The organism is Pseudomonas sp. AC229 (assembly GCF_979254655.1).
Map to the genome: position 1 here is coordinate 471,157 of NZ_CEEDHK010000002.1, position 18,015 is coordinate 489,171.

Annotated in this window: 18 protein-coding genes; 6 read left to right on the plus strand and 12 right to left on the minus strand. The window is 57.3% G+C overall.

The features are described from left to right. The first annotated feature begins 542 nt into the window (after positions 1-542). The 3 genes from AC0IW7_RS04765 (at position 543) to AC0IW7_RS04775 (ending at position 3,441) form a co-directional block, all read left to right on the plus strand. Complete coding sequence (locus AC0IW7_RS04765; protein ID WP_471816075.1) at positions 543-779, plus strand: helix-turn-helix domain-containing protein; 237 nt, start codon at positions 543-545, stop codon at positions 777-779. A gap of 35 nt (positions 780-814) precedes the next feature. After that, the gene (locus tag AC0IW7_RS04770; protein WP_471816077.1) at positions 815-2,788 is read left to right on the plus strand and encodes an ATP-binding protein; all 1,974 of its coding nucleotides are present in this window, start codon (positions 815-817) and stop codon (positions 2,786-2,788) included. Between the two features lie 188 nt (positions 2,789-2,976). After that, entirely contained in the window at positions 2,977-3,441 is a 465-nt protein-coding gene (locus AC0IW7_RS04775) for a DUF4145 domain-containing protein (protein WP_471816129.1), read from the plus strand. 312 nt (positions 3,442-3,753) lie between these two features. On the opposite strand, the gene AC0IW7_RS04780 is transcribed toward AC0IW7_RS04775, so the two are convergent. After that, positions 3,754-4,026, minus strand: coding sequence for a hypothetical protein (locus tag AC0IW7_RS04780; protein ID WP_471816079.1), 273 nt, complete (start codon positions 4,024-4,026; stop codon positions 3,754-3,756). A gap of 39 nt (positions 4,027-4,065) precedes the next feature. Beyond that, the gene (gene mqo / locus AC0IW7_RS04785) at positions 4,066-5,715 is read right to left on the minus strand and encodes a malate dehydrogenase (quinone) (protein ID WP_471816081.1); all 1,650 of its coding nucleotides are present in this window, start codon (positions 5,713-5,715) and stop codon (positions 4,066-4,068) included. Positions 5,716-6,053: 338 nt separating this feature from the next. On the opposite strand from mqo, the gene AC0IW7_RS04790 reads away from it, so the two are divergent. After that, a complete protein-coding gene (locus AC0IW7_RS04790) occupies positions 6,054-6,290 on the plus strand; it encodes a hypothetical protein (RefSeq protein WP_471816083.1) in 237 nt (78 codons plus the stop codon). Between the two features lie 75 nt (positions 6,291-6,365). Here AC0IW7_RS04790 and AC0IW7_RS04795 read toward each other — a convergent pair whose 3' ends face one another. Continuing rightward, positions 6,366-6,902 carry an RrF2 family transcriptional regulator gene (locus AC0IW7_RS04795; protein WP_471816085.1) on the minus strand — a complete coding sequence of 179 codons (537 nt, stop codon included), beginning with the start codon at positions 6,900-6,902 and terminating at the stop codon, positions 6,366-6,368. A 293-nt stretch (positions 6,903-7,195) separates the two neighbouring features. Between AC0IW7_RS04795 and AC0IW7_RS04800 the strand changes: the two genes are divergently transcribed. Continuing rightward, positions 7,196-8,398, plus strand: coding sequence for an NAD(P)/FAD-dependent oxidoreductase (locus AC0IW7_RS04800; protein ID WP_471816087.1), 1,203 nt, complete (start codon positions 7,196-7,198; stop codon positions 8,396-8,398). Positions 8,399-8,500: 102 nt separating this feature from the next. Here AC0IW7_RS04800 and AC0IW7_RS04805 read toward each other — a convergent pair whose 3' ends face one another. The 3 genes from AC0IW7_RS04805 to AC0IW7_RS04815 all read right to left on the minus strand — a co-directional run bounded on the left by AC0IW7_RS04805 (position 8,501) and on the right by AC0IW7_RS04815 (position 10,641). After that, complete coding sequence (locus tag AC0IW7_RS04805; RefSeq protein WP_471816088.1) at positions 8,501-9,184, minus strand: lysozyme inhibitor LprI family protein; 684 nt, start codon at positions 9,182-9,184, stop codon at positions 8,501-8,503. Further along, positions 9,159-10,268, minus strand: coding sequence for an alkene reductase (locus tag AC0IW7_RS04810; RefSeq protein ID WP_471816131.1), 1,110 nt, complete (start codon positions 10,266-10,268; stop codon positions 9,159-9,161). Before AC0IW7_RS04810 ends, AC0IW7_RS04805 begins: the two co-directional genes overlap by 26 nt. A gap of 160 nt (positions 10,269-10,428) precedes the next feature. After that, positions 10,429-10,641, minus strand: a complete 213-nt coding sequence (locus AC0IW7_RS04815) for a hypothetical protein (protein ID WP_122493102.1) — start codon at positions 10,639-10,641, stop codon at positions 10,429-10,431. Between the two features lie 261 nt (positions 10,642-10,902). On the opposite strand from AC0IW7_RS04815, the gene AC0IW7_RS04820 reads away from it, so the two are divergent. After that, entirely contained in the window at positions 10,903-11,919 is a 1,017-nt protein-coding gene (locus AC0IW7_RS04820; protein ID WP_471816089.1) for an alpha/beta hydrolase, read from the plus strand. Positions 11,920-11,990: 71 nt separating this feature from the next. Here AC0IW7_RS04820 and AC0IW7_RS04825 read toward each other — a convergent pair whose 3' ends face one another. The 6 genes from AC0IW7_RS04825 to AC0IW7_RS04850 all read right to left on the minus strand — a co-directional run bounded on the left by AC0IW7_RS04825 (position 11,991) and on the right by AC0IW7_RS04850 (position 17,703). After that, the gene (locus AC0IW7_RS04825; RefSeq protein ID WP_471816090.1) at positions 11,991-13,412 is read right to left on the minus strand and encodes a mechanosensitive ion channel domain-containing protein; all 1,422 of its coding nucleotides are present in this window, start codon (positions 13,410-13,412) and stop codon (positions 11,991-11,993) included. Positions 13,413-13,425: 13 nt separating this feature from the next. Beyond that, positions 13,426-14,343 carry a LysR family transcriptional regulator gene (locus tag AC0IW7_RS04830; RefSeq protein ID WP_471816092.1) on the minus strand — a complete coding sequence of 306 codons (918 nt, stop codon included), beginning with the start codon at positions 14,341-14,343 and terminating at the stop codon, positions 13,426-13,428. 351 nt (positions 14,344-14,694) lie between these two features. Continuing rightward, the gene (locus AC0IW7_RS04835) at positions 14,695-15,456 is read right to left on the minus strand and encodes an ABC transporter permease (protein WP_122493405.1); all 762 of its coding nucleotides are present in this window, start codon (positions 15,454-15,456) and stop codon (positions 14,695-14,697) included. Continuing rightward, positions 15,453-16,373 (minus strand): ABC transporter ATP-binding protein, encoded by a 921-nt coding sequence (locus AC0IW7_RS04840; protein ID WP_471816094.1) that lies wholly within the window; start codon positions 16,371-16,373, stop codon positions 15,453-15,455. The genes AC0IW7_RS04835 and AC0IW7_RS04840 overlap by 4 nt, the downstream gene beginning before the upstream one ends. Continuing rightward, positions 16,370-17,278, minus strand: coding sequence for a LysR family transcriptional regulator (locus tag AC0IW7_RS04845; protein ID WP_471816096.1), 909 nt, complete (start codon positions 17,276-17,278; stop codon positions 16,370-16,372). Before AC0IW7_RS04845 ends, AC0IW7_RS04840 begins: the two co-directional genes overlap by 4 nt. Positions 17,279-17,424: 146 nt before the next feature. Next, positions 17,425-17,703, minus strand: coding sequence for a hypothetical protein (locus tag AC0IW7_RS04850; protein WP_471816097.1), 279 nt, complete (start codon positions 17,701-17,703; stop codon positions 17,425-17,427). Between the last annotated feature and the right edge of the window lie 312 nt (positions 17,704-18,015).

Sequence of the window (18,015 nt, forward strand, 5' to 3'; positions counted from 1 at the left end):
GCTGCCTGTCCGGACGAAGTTGGCGATCTGAGAGCTAAACTTTTCGTGCGCAAAACCGAACTGCGCGTCCCGGACGATGACTTTCGTGCCGCCTTCGACGCGCTGTCCGTATACGCCCCCCAGGATGGCCGAAGGAGCGCTACTTAGCATTCCTGGCTGCAAACCGAAGTAAACCCGGAACTCTCCCCGCTCTTGGTAGTAAGAGCTCTTGAACACTCCGGCACAGACGGGATCGTCGGAAGCCTGGGTAGTGAGTCGGTAGTAGAGATCGCCCGGTGATCCCTCAAAACGAACTGCTCGTAGACCGGACTCTGATCAGCATCGATAGGGCTCTTTGCACAGCCACTCAGACCGACACCTGCAATTACGACACTCAACACTCGCTTATAAACCACCGTGCCTCCTGGCTAGTTGTGGGACTACTCATGAGCCGAAATCGTGAGTGCCCGGTTTCAACGCTGAATTTCCCGATAGCGCCAAAAACCAAGCGGCGCTAATCATAGTATGTAGAATCATAGTATGCACTTGGCAAAAGTGGGCGGATGCCAATCCCCCCAAATCAATGCGCTTTAGTCGGCGTTTTCGCGACGAATGTACGAGCCAAGCGCCAGGAACTCGGCCTCTCCCAGGAGCAGCTCGCCGAGTCTGCGGGCGTGCACCGAACGTACATAGGAATGCTTGAACGTGGGGAGAAAAATGTGACTATCTACAATATTGAGCGGATTGCGAATGCGCTAAGCGTCGAACCTGCATCCCTTCTAAAGGCTGATGCAGACTAACGCTACCGTAGGCCAGTAAACGAATGGAGTCGAGCATGAGCGAATACAGAGAGTTCCAAGTTGGGTTGGAGCAAGATCACTTAGCGAAAATTAGTCGCGCCGCCCCGATTCCCGCGCTCGCTGAGCTAATCTGGAACGCACTTGACGCTGATGCTTTCAATATCGAGATATTCCTCAACAGTAATGACCTTGGTCTGTACGAAATCGTCATAAGGGATGATGGCCACGGCATCCCTTATCCTGACAGCGAGAAACTATTCGGTTATCTCGGTGGTTCATGGAAAGCCAGTAACAAACAATCTCCCGCTGGAAGATTCCTACATGGACAAGAAGGACAGGGGCGCTTCAAGTCGTTTTCAGTAGGACGAATAGTAGACTGGATCACCACCTATAAAAGTGGCGATGAGTATATGTCCTACACCATGACCGGCTCCGCCGAAGACCCTAAAAAAGTTCGCTGCACAAATGAGCTTAGTTCAGAAACAAAAAAGACTGGAACAACAGTAAAAATCTCTGAGCCGCACAAGGAATTCCGTCTATCCAATGAAAAGACATTGGAGAGCCTCTCATCAATATTTGCAATCTATCTGTCCAAATATCCTGGCATTAGAATATCAATCGACGGACAAACGATTGACCCAAATTCACAGATAGATTACAGAAAGGAAATCGACCTTCCCTCTATACCCTTCCAAGGAATTACTTACCCCTACAGCCTCGAAATTATCGAATGGAAAAACTCAGATTCTAATGAGTTCTTCTTATGCAACGAGAATGGGTTTCCGCTAATCCCTTTAGACAAGAGAATACGTGGCGCAAACGGAACAAGCTACTCTGCGTATTTAAAGTCAGAACATTTAAGTCAGCTCAACAAGTCAGGGCTTTTAGGCCTCGGGGACTTGGAGGAATCGCTTCGATCAGCGGTTGACCAGGCAGTTGCGGCCATCAAGGACTACTTTATCCAAAGAAGGCTGGAAAAGTCGTCTGACAAGATTAAGAAATGGAAAGAAGAAAACGTATATCCATATCACGACGAGGCTATGAGCCCCGTAGGTCGGGCGGAGCGACAAGTTTTCGACATACTCGCTCTAAACGTCAGCGAGCAGCTTACTGAGTTTGAAAAGCAAGATAAGAACTCGAAAAAATTTCAACTTCGTCTACTTAAACAAATAGTTGAGCACAGTCCAAAAGAGCTTCAGACTATCATGAATGAAGTTCTCAACCTCTCTAATGAAAAGCAAAAAGAACTTGCAGAGCTTCTTGAAGAAACCTCGATATCAGCAATAATTACAGCCTCTAAGCTCATCGCCGACAGGCTCAAATTCATATCAGGGCTAGAGGAAATCGTATTCCACAAGGAAATGAAAAAAGTACTCAAAGAACGAAGTCAACTCCATAAAATACTAGCGGAAAACACTTGGGTTTTTGGGGATGAGTTTTCACTTTCCGTTAGTGACAAGTCGCTCACAGAAGTTCTCAGAAGTCATCTAGCAAAATCAAACCACCAAAGAGCAATCGACGAGCCCGTCCGAAGAATTGACGGTTCGATTGGAATTATCGATTTGATGCTAACCAAAAGCATTCCTTGTAATCACCCCGATGAACGAGAGCACTTAATCGTCGAATTAAAGGCTCCAAAGGTACCAATCGGCGAAGATGAAATATCACAGATAAAGTCTTATGCTTTCGCTGTGCATCGGGACGAAAGATTCCGGCAGTTAAAAAACCGATGGCATTTCTGGATAATCTCAAATGACATCACAGATTACACAGAGCAAGAACTAAAGGCCGACAAAACTGGCAAAGGAATTCTATATCAAACTGATGAAATCACTATCTGGGTTAAAACCTGGTCCCAGGTTATCCAAGAATGCAAGCACAGGCTTGAGTTTGTTAGAAAACAACTAAACATAACACTGGACAGCTCAAGCGGACTAGATTTCCTTCGTGAAAAGTACTCGGAGTACACAAAGGGAGTAATTTTGGAAGCTGAGCCTGAAGTAGTTTAGTGAGTTAAACGATGACAAATAGAACTCTCCTCAAATCACACTGCAATGGCTGCTTAGGGATCACAAATCATTTCGAGATCGCACGTACTAAGCAAAGCGGATCAGAAGAAACTAGTGATGGTCGCAACTCGGTAGAGTGGGCCCAGGTCTACCGAATGCTCGAGTGTTGTGGCTGCGAAGAAATTACTATGCGGGTTGATCCATGGTTTTCCGAATATGACATCAGTGACCAAGTGGCCTTCTATCCCCCTCGCATATCTCGTAAACAGCCTGATTGGGTATACCAATTACCTGAGGATTGGAGAGCGCTCGTGAGAGAGGTCTACATAGCACTCGACGCAAACTGCTCTCGGCTAGCGATGATGGGGGCTCGAACGCTCATAGACCTATATATGACTGGCACCGTAGGGAATGCCGGCACCTTCGGGGAGCGAATGGGAAAGCTCATCAGTGAAGGGTATTTGGCGCGCCAAGACAAAGACGTTCTGGACAGTGCTCTGCAAGCAGGAAATGCAGCGGCGCATCGCGGCCACAAACCGACTACTACTGAGCTGTCCCAAGCAATGGACATCGTAGAGAACCTACTTCAGAAACAAGTGCTAAAAACGTCTGCCGCAGAGCTAGCAAAAGGTACGCCCTCGAGACCACGGTAGGCCCTGATCATTTCTGTTTAATGGCGTCTCGACCGGAGCTGATAATTGCAGCGTCAAGCAAACCACGATAAGGTTTCGATCAACATCAACCAGCTCCACCACGGTGTGACACCGAAGTACTGGTAGAGAGCATGCGCCCCTTGGCTCAGAGGGCTGCAATAGGGGAAGGATGGTCGAGTTGAACATCCCCCCGGCTCCACCAAACAAAAAAACCCCGAAGGCGCAAACCTTCGGGGTTTTTCTTTGGGCGGTGGACTAGCGAAGTTGCCACTCCAACCGCTACGACGCTGAACCGTTTATTTAGCGCAAACGTCACTGCACGTCCCCAGGCAACCGCAGCGAAGCCAGATTGACGCAATCCTTTTCGTTGCGCTCAAGCCCGTCGCAGGTGCGTTTAGAAGCTTGGTCCGCGGCATCTTTCAGCAGATTCCAATCCGATTCGCAGATCACTCCGCGCGCTAGTAGCTCATCGGCGCGCGTCATCAGGGTGCGATGGAAATCCTTCGGGAAGCCCAGGCGATACACGTCGTCTTCGAGCAGGTATCGCCAAGCCGCCATTTCCTTTGCACGTTCGGTTTCATTCATGGGCGCCGTCCTGCTCATCCCTCAGGCTCTTCGCCTGCATCAAGGGTTCAAGTCGGGGTCTTGGTTTTGGTGCGTTTCACCCGGCTCTCCAACCGGCCCGGTCGGCTGCGGCACTTTTTCTTTGTTGATGCCGGGCGGTGGTGCCAGTTGCAGCACTTCGCTGGTGTACGCCCACTCTTGCTCGACACGTTCGGGACTGTCGTTTAGATGAGTGCCGTAGCTGGGAATAATCTGATGCAGCTTTTCCTGCCATGCAGGCGTTTCCACTTGGTCTTTGAAGGACTTTTTCAGCACTTCAAGCATGATCGGCGCAGCAGTCGAAGCGCCCGGAGAAGCTCCGAGTAGGCCGGCGATGGTGCCGTCCTGGGAGGTGACCACTTCGGTGCCCAATTTCAGCACCCCACCCTTGTCTTCGTCTCGCTTGATGATCTGCACGCGCTGGCCGGCCTGTACCAAGCGCCAGTCTTCTTTCTTGGCTTGTGGGAAGTACTGTTGCAGTGCCTCGAAACGATCATCGTCCGACTGCATGACCTGGCCAATCAGGTACTGCACCAAATCAAATTCACGCAACCCGACGCGGGTCATCGGCCAGACGTTCTCGGTAGTGGTGCTGCTGAACAGATCCCAGAACGAGCCCTCTTTGAGGAATTTGGTGGAGAACGTGGCGAACGGTCCGAAGAGAATCACGCGCTTGCCGTCGAGCACGCGGGTGTCCAGGTGCGGAACCGACATGGGCGGCGCCCCGGTCGGCGCGATGCCGTAGGCCTTGGCCATGTGCTGCTCGGCAATGGTCGGGTTTTCGGTGACCAGGAACGAGCCACCTACCGGGAAACCACCGTATTCGTGAGCTTCCGGAATGTCGGATTTCTGCAACAGCTTTAGCGCACCGCCGCCAGCGCCCACGAAGAGAAACTTGGTATCAGTGGCGCCCTCTGTGCCGTCTTTAAGGTTCTTGTATTCGACGTGCCAGGAGCCGTCGTCGTTGCGGGTGATGTCCTGCACTTCGGTGGACAGTTTTAGCGCGAAGTTAGGCTGACTCTGCAAATGGCCGACGAATTGGCGGGTGATTTCGCCAAAGTTCACGTCGGTGCCGATCGGTGTCCAGGTAGCGGCGAGTTTCTGGTTGGGGTCGCGGCCTTCCATCATCAGCGGCACCCATTGTTTGATTTGCTCGGGGTCTTCGGAATACTGCATCGGCCGGAACAGTGGGCTCGCCTGCAGCGCCTCGTAGCGTTTTTTCAGGAACTGGATGTTGTCGTCGCCCCAGACAAAGCTCATGTGTGGCGTGGAATTGATGAAGGAACGCGGGTTCTTCAGCGCACCTTTTTTCACCTGCCAGGCGAGGAATTGCCGAGTGATCTGAAACGACTCGTTAATCTCCACCGCCTTGCTGATCGAGACGTTGCCGTTCTCGTCCATTGGCGTGTAGTTCAACTCGGCCAACGCCGAGTGACCGGTGCCCGCGTTGTTCCAACCGTTGGAGCTTTCTTCGGCCACGCCGTCGAGGCGCTCGATCATTTCCATCGACCAACCAGGCTCCAGCTCGTTTAACCAGATCGCCAAGGTCGAGCTCATGATGCCGCCGCCCACGAGCAGCACATCCACCTTCTTTGTTTCTTCTGCAAACGCGCTTTGCAAACCCAACGAAACAAACAGCCCTATCGAGGCCAGCTTAAAAGTCGTGTTCATCAATCACCTCTAGAAAATCAGGGCACATACGCTTGGGAGTTGGTCGAGCGACAGCCTCGAATGGTCTTAACGTGTGGCAGCGGCTTCCCACAATGTCGACGAAGCGGTCGTGGAAATCTGCAGAAGTCAGAGAGTCGACGGTGAGGCTTTGAGGTTTGTTCAACCTCTGTGACCATCGGCCGGAAGGTTGCGGAATCGTTTGGAAAACACTTCGTCGCTTGCTGAGTTGCGAAGCGAAACGCTGCAACGATGCGGTGTGCAAGCAACGAGACGGGGTGAACGATTTTTCTGACCGCCAGGTCAATTAGTTATCCGTTCACATGCAAAGGAAACTCGTCATGCCCCAATTCACCATTCATTACCGCTTCGAAGCCGAGCCTCGCTCGTACGCCATCGATACTGGAAACGCGCAACTCAGCCAGGCGCAGGCGGTGCGTCATCTCATTGAGTTGCACCATGGCGATGCGGAGAACAGCCTGCTGATGCCGGATGCCGAAGCCAGCGAAGCTGAGGTGCTGGAGCAGGCCGAGGTGCTTAAAATTACCGATGTGCAGGTCCAAGCCGGTAGCGAATAGCGCTTTGCGGCTGGAACAAAAAACGCCCGCTTCGTGAGAATGCGGGCGTTTTTTAGTGGGCGATCAGGCGCTTGCCTATTCGGGGTCAGACGCGGGCGGACTGGCTTTCCCGTCGCGCTGCTCATCCCACCAGCGCATCACCTGCTCGCCAAATTCCGGCGGCGCTTTGCGGCCGAAGCGACGGGCAACGTCGAGCACGGTTTGCTGCGCCAGCGCTTCTTCCATGCGTTTTTGCGCCGTGAGCATCACTGCATGAACGCCGCAGGTTCCGGCCATTGCCCATTCGGGCGGGGAACCGTCAAACACAGCGCAGCGTTCGCGCACGTTGCGGCAATCGAAGATGGATTTCTCGCCATCAATGGCACGCACGATATCGAGCATGGTGATCTCGTCCGCTGGGCGCGCGAGCTTGAAGCCGCCGCGTACGCCTGTGGTGGCAACCACCAACTCGGCCTTGGCCAGCCGGGTAAAAATCTTCGCGAGCAGTTCCGGCGGTACGCCTTGCAATTGCGCCAAGGCGCGCACGCTGGCCTCGCGGCTATCACCCTTCTCGTCCGCTAACCACAACATGCAGTGGATGCCGTACTCCACACCTGCGCTATACAAAGCCACTTAAAACTCCGACTGATTTGGTCGCATGATGATGCGAAAGATCTGATATTTTATCAACAAAAAACAAATTTCATTTTTTACATAACCGCAACTACAAACACGCAAGCGACTGTTATTTAAAGAGAAATACGCCAAACACGCAAAGCCTCACGATTTAGCCTAAAAAATCCACTTGAAGCGCATAACTCCGACAACTATAGTCGGCGTTACGAGAGCAACAGCCTGCCCGGGCCTAAGGCGATTGATGTACTCGTTCTTAAGCGACTTTCCCTTCCAACAAAAGAGATAAGAACATGAAACAACGCATTCTGATCGTCGGCGCGGGCTTTGCGGGTATGTGGAGCGCCCTGAGCGCAGCACGTCTGCTGGACCAACACCATCACACCGACACCGAAGTAGCGGTGCTCGCACCTCAAGCCGAGCTGCGGGTTCGCCCGCGTTTCTATGAGCCCAACGTCCACGGCATGACTGCGCCGCTGGGCGAGCTGTTCGACGCGGTCGGTGTTCGCTTTGTGCAGGGCAGCGTGGAAGAAATTGACGTCGCCGGCAAGCGGGTCGGTTACCGGGACAGCGCTGGTGTCCTCGCTACGCTCACTTACGACCGCCTGGTGTTGGCCAGCGGTAGCACGGTGTGGCGGCCGGAGCTGCCAGGGCTTGAGCACGCGTTTGACGTCGATCAAATCGAACACGCCATGCAGTTGGAACAGCACCTGAACGCCCTGAGCCAACGCCCTGCCTCTACGGCGCGCAACACCGTGGTGGTGGCGGGTGGCGGATTTACCGGTATCGAAACGGCGACCGAGATGCCGGCGCGGCTGCGCGCAGCACTCGGGGCCGATGCGGATGTACGGGTGATTGTGGTTGATCGCGGCGGCCAAATCGGCGGCGCAATGGGCGACGGTCCCCAGCAGCTGGTTGCCCAGGCGTGTGAAGAACTGGGTGTCGAATGGCGGCTGAACAGCAGCGTCGCATCGGTAGACGCCACTGGCGTGACCCTCGCGGATGGTCAACGTATCGAAGCCCACACCGTTATCTGGACCGTCGGCGTGCGGGCCAGCGCCCTCACGGCACAGGTGCCGGGCGAGCGGGATAACCAGGGCCGTTTGCACGTGGACCGGAACCTGAAAGTGCTGGGCCAGGCCGACGTTTATGCCACGGGCGATGTGGCCTACGCGCAGGTCGACGACAGCGGCAATTACGCGCTGATGACCTGCCAACATGCCATCGCCCTGGGCCGCTCGGCCGGCAATAACGCGGCCGCCGACTTGCTGGGCGTCGCGCCTATTGCTTACAGCCAGGTCAAGTACGTTACGTGCCTGGACTTGGGTGCTTGGGGAGCGGTGTTTACCGAGGGTTGGCAACGCGAGGTGAAATTTGTGCGCGATGAAGGCAAGCGGATCAAAAGTGAAATCAACGGCTTCTGGATTTATCCGCCTAAAGCCGATCGAGCCGAGGCGTTGGCGGCAGCCGATCCGTTGATTCCTGTGGTGGCGTAAGCGGGAAAACAGGCACACCAAGCCCGTTGTTGCTCCCCCGCGAATGCTCTGCCGCGCGTGCAGGATTCTATGCAGAGAAATCCTGCACGCGCGACGGACCTTCTAGTTTTTCTGGCAGTGCATCGGCGTCGCCTCATAGCCCCAGACAACCGTTGCGCCGTCGTCATGCAGCTCGAGCGATTCATTGCGCCCCTGGTAAGAACTACTAGCGCCCATCGAGCGTGCGAACATCAACGAGGTGCTGTCGCCGTAGCTCGCTATCAGCGTGGAAGGCTGTGTCGGGTAAAACGTGGCGGTGACGACGTTGGTGGCCTTGTTATCGCAGATAAAACGTATCGGCCCCTTACCCGCCACCAGCGCGTAATGCGCCTGCAACTCGGCGATGCGGCGCCGGTAGCTGTCGGTCAGGCACTGGTTTTTGTCACCGGTCTTCCAGCATTCATCACGCGCCTTCAGCCAGCCACGCTGCTCTGCTTTGAGAGTGGGCGGCTTTTCGCTTTTGGCCTTGGCTTGGGCCTGCTTGTAGACCCGCGCCAAGTCATCGTCCAGCGCGCTCAACGCGGGCGTTTTACACACCAGCGCTTCAACGCTGCCGGCAGCCACCTTGGCGCAGTTGAACGATGCCGCGTTCGCGTAACTTACTGGCCACAGCGCCGAAATAAGCGCGAAGCCAAATACTCGATTTTTCAGATTCATCATGCCCCTCCCCTTAAACGACTCTCCGATTGAGCAGCCTGATACCGAACCCAGCCAAACACCGTCAGGCCGGTTCGGCTGTTGCAGCATAGCGTGGGTAGTCGCTGTAGCCCCGCTCGTTACCGCCGAACAACTGACTGGCGTCAAAGCCTGCCAATGGCCAGCCATGGAGCAGCCGTGCGGGCAAATCGGGGTTGGCGACGAAGGCTCTGCCGAACGCAACCAGGTCCGCAAGGCCAGCAGCCAAAATGGCCTCGGCGCGTTGCAGGTCGTAGCGTCCAGCCACAATTACTCGCCCGTGATAAATCGCCCGCAACTGGTGACGAAAGTCTTCTGGCACCTGCGGCGCGTCATCCCAATCGGCCTCGGCTAGGTGGATATAACTCACACCCAAGCCCTGCAGTTTCTGCGCAGCCAACAAAATCGTCGGGATAACGTCAGGACAATTCATACCGCGCGCAGTGATAAAGGGCGCCATACGAACACCGGTACGCGCCGCGCCAATTTCCTCAGCGATACCGCTGGCCACTTCATACAGAAACCGCACGCGATTATCGCGGCTGCCGCCGTACTGGTCGTCGCGTACGTTAGAGGTGGTGCGCAGGAATTCATCGATGAGGTAGCCATTGCCGGCATGGATTTCCACGCCATCGAAACCCGCGGCTATCGCGTTGCGAGCGGCGCGGCGGTAGTCGCCGATCACCTCGTTGATGCCTTCAAGCGACAGCGCGCGCGGCATGCTGACATCGACCATGCGGCCCACACCGTCGTCACCGACCACCCATACCTGCGCGTCGGCTTTGATGGCCGAAGGCGCGACCGGCGTTTGGTCGGCGTGAAAGCTGTGGTGCGACATACGCCCCACATGCCACAGCTGGATGAAAATTCGACCGCCCTGCGCGTGCACCGCGTCGGTCACGCGCTTCCAGCCGGCGACCTGTTCTGCGTTGTAAATGCCCGGCGTAAAGCTGTATCCCTTGCCTTGCGGGCTTATTTGCGTGGCTTCGGTGACGATCAAGCCGGCACTGGCGCGCTGGGCGTAATACTCGGCCATCAGTTGATTGGGCACGTCGCCGGGCTGGTCGGTGCGCGACCGCGTCATCGGCGCCATCACGATTCGGTTAGGCAGTTGCTGCGTGCCCAGTTGCAGAGGTTCAAACAGGTGGGGAGCCATGTTCATGTGGCGATTCCTTGATTAGGTGACGGCGGTAAACGTGGCCGTACCATCACCGATCTCAACCCGGGCAAACACCCAGCGGCTTGAGAAGCACCTTCAAGGAATCGTTAAAAATCTTCGGGTCCTGCGGCGCGAAGCAGGCGCGAAGGGCGCTTAGTCAGAAAGACGACTTGGCATTTGGCTCGCGCTCCGAATGGTGCACGCGGCAACCTTTGCGCTGACGAATTTCCTCATCACTGGGGCGCACATGTTCGAACTCGAAGACCCCGTCGCTGTACACCACGAGATACCCCCATTCCAACTGCATTTCTCCCTGCCCCGGTAATGGCGGCTTGGCCCACCACGGCTCTCGACTGACGATGGTTCGCATACTTCCCCCTCACTGGAACGGGTCGACGGCTTCAGGCGTTTGACCCCTTAACCCTAGATTCTTCTGCGTTTCTGTCACGCCGAAAACCCACGTGCGTTCGTGCAACAGCGCCCTTGCAGTTCTGCAAAGTGCCCGTGCAGCCCTGTCTATTCCGAACCTTGAGCCGTGCCGCCATCATTTGCTCACGGTCTGGCACACAGCGCAGACCCACCTTACGGCACTACCTAATTCGGTCTCTCAACTCTTTAAGGAGCTTCACCCATGAAACTGCAAAAAACCCTGATCGCCGCCGCCATGACGTTATCGTTCAACGCCGCTTTCGCAGCCGGCAGCCCAGGTGTAGAGCAGGACACTCAGGCCTTTCTGCAAGCTCTGGAAGCCGGTGGCGGCAAACCGCTTGAGCAGATGTCGCCAAAAGATGCACGCGCCGTACTGACTGGCGCACAGGCTTCGGTGAAGTTCGACCTTTCCGATACCCAGGTTGAAGACAAAATGATCAACGCCGACGGCCAGAGCATCAAGCTGACCATCGTTCGTCCGGCCGGCGTTACCGGCACCTTGCCGGTCTTCATGTTTTTCCACGGTGGCGGCTGGGTGCTGGGCGACTACCCAACCCACGCTCGTTTGATTCACGACCTGGTGGTGAATTCTGGTGCGGTCGCGGTGTATGTCGACTACACGCCGTCGCCTGAAGCGCACTACCCCACTGCCATCAACCAAGCGTACGCAGCGACCAAATGGGTGGCTGAGCACGGTCAGGAAATCAATGTAGACGGCACTCGCCTGGCCGTTGCCGGTAATAGCGTGGGCGGCAACATGACCGCTGCCGTGGCGCTGATGGCGAAAGAAAAAGGCACACCGAAACTGCGCTTCCAGGCCCTGCTGTGGCCAGTGACGGATGCCAACTTGGAAACCCGTTCGTATAACCAATTTGCCCAAGGCCACTTCCTCACCAAGCCGCTGATGAAATGGTTCTGGAATAACTACACCACCGACGCCAAAGAACGCGCCAACATCCACGTGTCGCCGCTGCGTGCCAGCCTGGACCAACTCAAAGGCTTGCCGCCAACCTTGATCCAGACCGCCGAGTTCGACGTGCTGCGTGATGAAGGCGAAGCGTACGGCCGTAAGCTCGATGCGGCCGGCGTGGAAGTCACCACTACCCGCTACAACGGCATGATCCATGACTTCGGTCTGCTCAACCCGCTGGCCCATATCAGCGGCGCGAAATCGGCCATGTTGCAAGCCGGTGGCGAACTGAAAAAACACCTGCAATAACCCAACGTCGTAACAAAAAAGCCGCCAACGCAAAAACGTTGGCGGCTTCTTTATGCCTGCGAAACGGGCAGTTACGTACGCTGCAACCAACTTAGGAATTTGCCCTTCTTCACTTCTGCCGGCTTTTGCAGCAGCAACGAATCGGTGGCGCTCATGCGGAAAGCGTGAAGCTTCGTCAAGGCGCTCGACACCTCAGTGCTTTCTTGCAGGCAATGCTGAAACTGCTCTTTTTCGATGAGATAAATAATCGCGGAGGTGAGTGCAACGAAACGGCCATGGGACGGCACGCCGTCGGTGACGCCCTCCTCGCCCAACACTTCGCCGGGGCCCATGCGCCCCGCCTCGACGAAATCGCCGCCATTGGCCGGCACCGACGCCGACACCACACCGGTGCCGATCACCATCAGATGCTCGGACACCTGCTCAAAGTCCAGCACCACTTGCCCGGCCACAAAGCGTTGCGCCTGCATGTGCTGGCTGAGTTCGTCTTTCTGATCGCCGCTAAGGGATCTGAAGATTTTCACGTCATCCAATACCGCACGCATCCGGCTCGCCGGCATTTCGCTGCCGCGCTGCACGCCCGCTGCTTCGAGATGCCGATGGGCAAGGTCGAACATCAGGTTGCGCGCTTCGGCACTGCTGCTGCCCGCCGCGATAAAGCCGCTGGCTTCGTATTCAACCGATTCCAGATCCGAACCTTTTACCGAGACACGGCCCGGCGGCTTGGGCAGCAAGGCGCGAACGCCCTGCAAGGTTTTTTCCAGTGCCTCGATGACCACGCGCGGACGCACCGCGGCCGGCACGCTGATGCTGATGGAAACGCCCTGCACATTGGCCGCGCGATTGAGGTTGATGACCTTGGTTTTCGCGGCCACCGAGTTGGGGATCACCACTGTGCTGCCTTGCGCGGTGCGCAGGTAAGTGGCGCGCCAGTCGATCTCAATAACCTGGCCTTCGACGCCGTCAATGCTGATCCAGTCATCCAGTCGATACGGCTTGGTGGTGTTCAGCACGATGCCGGAAAACACATCGCTCAAAGTGCTCTGCAAGGCCAAGCCGATGACGATGGCAACAATGCCCGAGGTGGCGAGCAAACCCTTGACCGGCAGTTGCATTACATACGCCGCTGCGGCTACGGCGGCGAGCAGGAAAATCAGCGCCCCGAGTACGTCTTGCAACAGCCGTCCGGTATGGCCGCTGCGCGGCATCAGCACCACGCCCATCAGCACCGTGCCGGCGCGCGCGAGCATCAGCCACCAGGCGATGCCCAACACAGAACCGAGCACATTCAGCGCCGGCGTCTGCCAGGGCGGCGGCAGCAACGGGCTGAGTCCGGCTTCAACAATCACCAGGCTATAAGTGAGGAAAAACACCACACGCAGCACCACGCGCCACAGCTTGGCGTCGGCCGGCAGCAGTCGCCAGGCGGCGATGTCCACCAGCAGCAAGGCGGCGGCGATTAGCAGCAGATGACTGTTGATCAGCTCGAACATGGGTCTTCCTGATTCAAAGGGGCGGCGCCGGCGCGCGACATTCACCGCGCAAGCGTACAGCGTCTTTTTCGAACACGTCTTTCAACCAGTTGGCCACCGCCTGAAAACGGCCGATGCGCCCGGCGTCACGGTGGCTCAGCAACCAGACTTCGCGGTGCACTTCCACATCATCGCTGAGGCGTTTGAGCTGGATGCGGTCACCCAGCAAGCAAGGCAACAAGGCCAGCCCCAAACCGGTTTCGCAGGCATTGACCAGTGTGCTGACGCTACTCACCCGCAACGGGTAGTGGGCCAGCGGCGCAATCTCGCGCAGCCAGCGCATCTCAGCCATCTCCGACAATTCCTCGCCGTAGGCCAACCAGGGTTGTTCGCACCAGAGGTCGCGGGGAATGTCGGCGAACCGCTCGGCGCCATACACGGCAAAACCCAGCTCACCGATTTTGCGCATCACCAAGGCCGCGTCATCGTGCGGACGCGCCAGGCGTAAGGCGAAGTCTGCTTCGCGGCGCGTGAACGACAGCGCCTGGTTAGCCACCAACAATTGCAGCTGCAGTTGCGGATGGCATTCCATGAGCGCCGGCATGTGTTCCACCAGCCAGTGGCTGAACAGGAAATCGATGGAGGTGATGCGCACCGGCCCGGCCACGCCGTCGGCCTCGCTGCAGGTGTCGAGCAGCATGCTTTTCACATCGCCCAGCACGCGCTCGGCATAGGTGAGAAACACCGTGCCCGCTTCCGTGGCGTGGTAGCCGGAGTTGTCGCGAATAAACAGCCGGCGCTGCAATGCCGACTCGGCGGCCGCAAGACGCCGGCTCATGGTCGACGGGTCGATACCCAGGGTGCGCCCGGCCGCGCTCATGCTGCCCTCGCGCGCCAGGGCCAGCAGGAGCGGAATGTCGTTCCAGTCAAAATTCGCAGCATCGGGACCCACGGGTACTCCTTGTCCTCAGAACGAGGTAACAAACAAACCGGCATCGTTACCGCCGGTTAGCGGACAAGGATAGGATTTTGGTGCTGACCTGGGGAAGGAATTTGCGGGAGGTGGCTCACAGGAAGGGGTAACGGTGCAGCGTTGGGCTTCGCTTTGCCCTGCACTCACGGACAGCCCCGACCTCACGCCTGCAAAAATGCGAACAGCGGTTCGGAGTAGATTGGGCAATCACCGCGCCTGGACCCCCGCCTGCCGGGGGTGACGGTGCTGGTTGATAGTACGCGGTCATTCTCACGGAGGCGGCGGTGCCACGTAGGTACACGTGAGCGGCTACCTACCGTGCGTACCGTCTCAATGTTGCAGCCGATAACCCGTACGAAATATCTGCCCAACAATAACGACGCACACCAGCAGAAACGCCAGCAAAAAGGCGATGTCGACCATTGGGTTGAATTCGGTGATATCGAAGAACGCCCAGCGAAAGGCGTCCACCAGATACACCACCGGGTTGAACAGACTGATGGTCTGCCAGGTGGGCGGCAGCATGTTCAGCGAATAGAAACTGCCGCCGAGAAAGGTCAGCGGCGTGATCACGAGCGAGGGCACGACTTCGAGCTTGTCCCAGCCGTCGACGCACAACCCGACGATAAAGCCGAGCATGCTGAACGACACTGCGCAGAGCAGCAAAATGCCAAACGCCCAGAACGGATGCGCCACTTCATACGGTACGAAAACGCGCGCGGTGATCAGAATCGCGGCAGCCAGCACCATCGATTTCACCACCGCCGCGCCGACGTAGCCAAAGACGATTTCGGTGGGCGACAGCGGCGCTGACAAAATCTCGTAAATCGCGCCGGAATAACGCGGCATGTAAATGCCAAAGGCGGCGTTGGAGACGCTTTGCGTCAGCACCGCCAGCAAGGTCAGGCCGGGCACGATAAAGCTGCCGTACGGAATGCTGCCGATTTCTGCCATGCGCGATCCGATGGCGGAACCGAACACCACGAAATACAAGGCGGTCGCCAACACCGGGGCCGCCAGGCTTTGCATCAAGGTGCGCGCAGAGCGGGCCATTTCGAAGCGGAAGATGGCGTAGATGGAATAGAAATTCATGCGGGCTTTCTCAGCAATTCGACAAAGATGTCCTCAAGCGAGCTTTCCGAGGTGTGCAGGTCTTTGAAGTCGATATCGTTGGCGGCCAGACGCCGCAGGAAGTCGGCGATGCCTTGGTTGTTGCGCGCGACATCGAGGACCAATTCGCGGCCCTGGTCGGCTAATTCCACCGGGAAACCGGCCAGGTCTGCCGGCAGCTCTGTGAGGGGCTGCTGCAATTGCAGACGCAACTGACGACGGCCCAGGCGCGCCATCAGATCGGTTTTGTTTTCCACCAGCAGCAAACGCCCGTCGCTGATCACGCCGACGCGGTCGGCCATTTCTTCGGCTTCTTCAAGGTAGTGAGTGGTCAGCACAATGGTCACGCCACGGTCGCGCAGGCGGCGGACCATGGTCCACATGTCGCGGCGAAGCTCCACATCGACGCCAGCGGTGGGCTCGTCGAGAAACAGCACTTGCGGTTCATGGGCGAGCGCTTTGGCGATCATCACCCGCCGACGCATACCGCCAGACAGCGTCATGGTGGCGTCGTCGCGTTTGTTCCACAGCGACAGGTCGCGCAAAATTTGCTCGAGCAGCTCGGGCGCGGGCGGTTTGCCAAACAAACCGCGGCTGAAGCGCACGCTGGACAACACGCTTTCAAAGCCTTCGTTGACCATTTCCTGCGGGACCAAGCCGACCTTGGCGCGCGCCTCGCGGTAGTGGCGGGGCAGCTCCAGCCCGTCGATAAAGATGCTGCCGCCAGTGGGTTTGACCAGGCCGCAAATGGCGCCGATCAACGAGGACTTGCCGGCGCCGTTGGGGCCAAGCAAGGCGAAAATTTCACCGTGTTGAATTTCCAGATCGACCCCGCGCAAGGCTTGAAAGCCGTTGGCGTAGGTCTTTTCCAAGCCCCGAAGGGATATAGCGCTGCTCATGCAGAATCACCCAGGCATTCAGTAATTTTGCTGCGCAACCAGCGTTGCGCAGGGTCCATATCCTGGGTTGCGCCCCAGGCCATCTGCAAATCATAAACCGGCGCTTCGAATGGCAGTTCATCCACACGCAGGCCGCCGTTGGAGGTGAGCGCGGCAGCGGCGTAATCCGGCACCGTGGCGACCATCTGGGTGCCCGGCAGCAACTGGCTCAAACCGTAAAACTGGGGCACCGCCAATTTCACCTGACGGCTGCGCCCGCGCTTGGCCAGCTCTTCGTCAATAAAGCCGCTCAAGTCACCGGCGAACGTCACCAGCGCGTGGGGGCGGGAACAGTATTCGTCCATGGTCATGGGCTTGTTTTCGGCGTCGCCGCGCACCATCACCGAGCGGCTGCGACGCAGGGTTTTGCATTTGGCATTGGCGGGCAGATCGCCCGTGTAGCAAATGCCCAGAGAAATTTCCCCGGCAGAGAGTTGATTGCAGATCGACAGGTAATGGGTACGACGAACCACTAGCGTCACATGGGGGGCTTCCACACTGAGCGCGCGCATCAGCTGCGGCAGCAAGCCCAGCTCGACGTCGTCGCTCAGGCCGATGCGAAACACTTCGCGGCTGGTGCAGGGATCGAACTCCACGCTCTGGCCGATGGCCGAGGAAATGGTATCCAGCGCGGGGCGCAGCAGCCCTTCCAGTTCGATGGCGCGCGGCGTAGGTTCCATGCTGCGGCCCACGCGCACGAACAGCGGATCGTTGTAGAGGGTGCGCAGGCGGCCGAGGGCAGCGCTCACTGCCGGTTGGCCCAAAAACAAACGCTCCGCCGCGCGGCTGACATTGCGCTCGATCATCATCATTTCGAAAACGATCAGCAGGTTGAGGTCTACGCGGCGAAGGTCTATGCGGTTCATGATTGGGGCTCCCTGTCGTGTGGGAGCCATGATCGTCCGCTTGGCTTGGCCTGAGAATAGACACGGCTGCATAACCGCCGTGCAGAAATGCAAGGCGCCCGCCCGACTAGGGCTGGCGCGCTTTTCTTGCTGGAGAACGAACAGAATCAGCTCTCGGCTTTGCCCTTGGCAGCTTCAAGTTCTTTCATGCGCTTGTCGTACAAATCGCAATGGCTGTCGCGGTCGGCCGAATCCGTATCCAGGCGCATTTTCTCGACCTCATCATTGATCTCTTTAGCCTTCTGCGGATTTTGCTCGGTGAGCTGGTGCACTTTGGCAGCCAGTTGTTGCGCCTTTTGCTCGGCTTCTTCAGGCGTACAGCTGGCCCAAGTGGACCCTGCGGCAAGCAGGGTGGCGGCGGCGGTAATGCTCAATAGAAGCTTCATGGTCCTGTCCTTTGGCGTGATGGCTCTCATGTGGTGGAGGACTGAGCACGGCAGAAAGTTCAGGCGAAACGACGGAAGACGGGCGACAGCGTGCGCTGGGGAAAATCGCGGCTAAAGCCGCTCCCACAGGATTTCGGTGTCCTGTAGGAGCAACTGTCTTGTTCACGCGCCAACTGACTGCCAGGGCGTTCCGTCTCGGAGCATGGCGTTCAGGCGAGTGAGCAAGACACGCATTCAGGCGATCAAGGCTACCTTGGCTGGCTTTCCACGCTGGCGCAGCGCTTGGTAGCGCTGTTTGAAATCCTCCTGGTG

What these genes read in the sequence shown, in the direction of transcription:
- AC0IW7_RS04800 (WP_471816087.1), top strand. Translation starts at nt 7,196, where the DNA reads ATGAAACAACGCATTCTGATCGTCGGCGCGGGCTTTGCGGGTATGTGG.
- AC0IW7_RS04780 (WP_471816079.1), bottom strand. Translation starts at nt 4,026, where the DNA reads ATGAATGAAACCGAACGTGCAAAGGAAATGGCGGCTTGGCGATACCTG.
- AC0IW7_RS04820 (WP_471816089.1), top strand. Translation starts at nt 10,903, where the DNA reads ATGAAACTGCAAAAAACCCTGATCGCCGCCGCCATGACGTTATCGTTC.
- AC0IW7_RS04775 (WP_471816129.1), top strand. Translation starts at nt 2,977, where the DNA reads ATGCGGGTTGATCCATGGTTTTCCGAATATGACATCAGTGACCAAGTG.
- AC0IW7_RS04835 (WP_122493405.1), bottom strand. Translation starts at nt 15,456, where the DNA reads ATGAATTTCTATTCCATCTACGCCATCTTCCGCTTCGAAATGGCCCGC.
- AC0IW7_RS04825 (WP_471816090.1), bottom strand. Translation starts at nt 13,412, where the DNA reads ATGTTCGAGCTGATCAACAGTCATCTGCTGCTAATCGCCGCCGCCTTG.
- AC0IW7_RS04770 (WP_471816077.1), top strand. Translation starts at nt 815, where the DNA reads ATGAGCGAATACAGAGAGTTCCAAGTTGGGTTGGAGCAAGATCACTTA.
- AC0IW7_RS04790 (WP_471816083.1), top strand. Translation starts at nt 6,054, where the DNA reads ATGCCCCAATTCACCATTCATTACCGCTTCGAAGCCGAGCCTCGCTCG.
- AC0IW7_RS04805 (WP_471816088.1), bottom strand. Translation starts at nt 9,184, where the DNA reads ATGCTGCAACAGCCGAACCGGCCTGACGGTGTTTGGCTGGGTTCGGTA.
- AC0IW7_RS04765 (WP_471816075.1), top strand. Translation starts at nt 543, where the DNA reads ATGCCAATCCCCCCAAATCAATGCGCTTTAGTCGGCGTTTTCGCGACG.
- mqo (WP_471816081.1), bottom strand. Translation starts at nt 5,715, where the DNA reads ATGAACACGACTTTTAAGCTGGCCTCGATAGGGCTGTTTGTTTCGTTG.
- AC0IW7_RS04845 (WP_471816096.1), bottom strand. Translation starts at nt 17,278, where the DNA reads ATGAACCGCATAGACCTTCGCCGCGTAGACCTCAACCTGCTGATCGTT.
- AC0IW7_RS04840 (WP_471816094.1), bottom strand. Translation starts at nt 16,373, where the DNA reads ATGAGCAGCGCTATATCCCTTCGGGGCTTGGAAAAGACCTACGCCAAC.
- AC0IW7_RS04815 (WP_122493102.1), bottom strand. Translation starts at nt 10,641, where the DNA reads ATGCGAACCATCGTCAGTCGAGAGCCGTGGTGGGCCAAGCCGCCATTA.
- AC0IW7_RS04810 (WP_471816131.1), bottom strand. Translation starts at nt 10,268, where the DNA reads ATGGCTCCCCACCTGTTTGAACCTCTGCAACTGGGCACGCAGCAACTG.
- AC0IW7_RS04850 (WP_471816097.1), bottom strand. Translation starts at nt 17,703, where the DNA reads ATGAAGCTTCTATTGAGCATTACCGCCGCCGCCACCCTGCTTGCCGCA.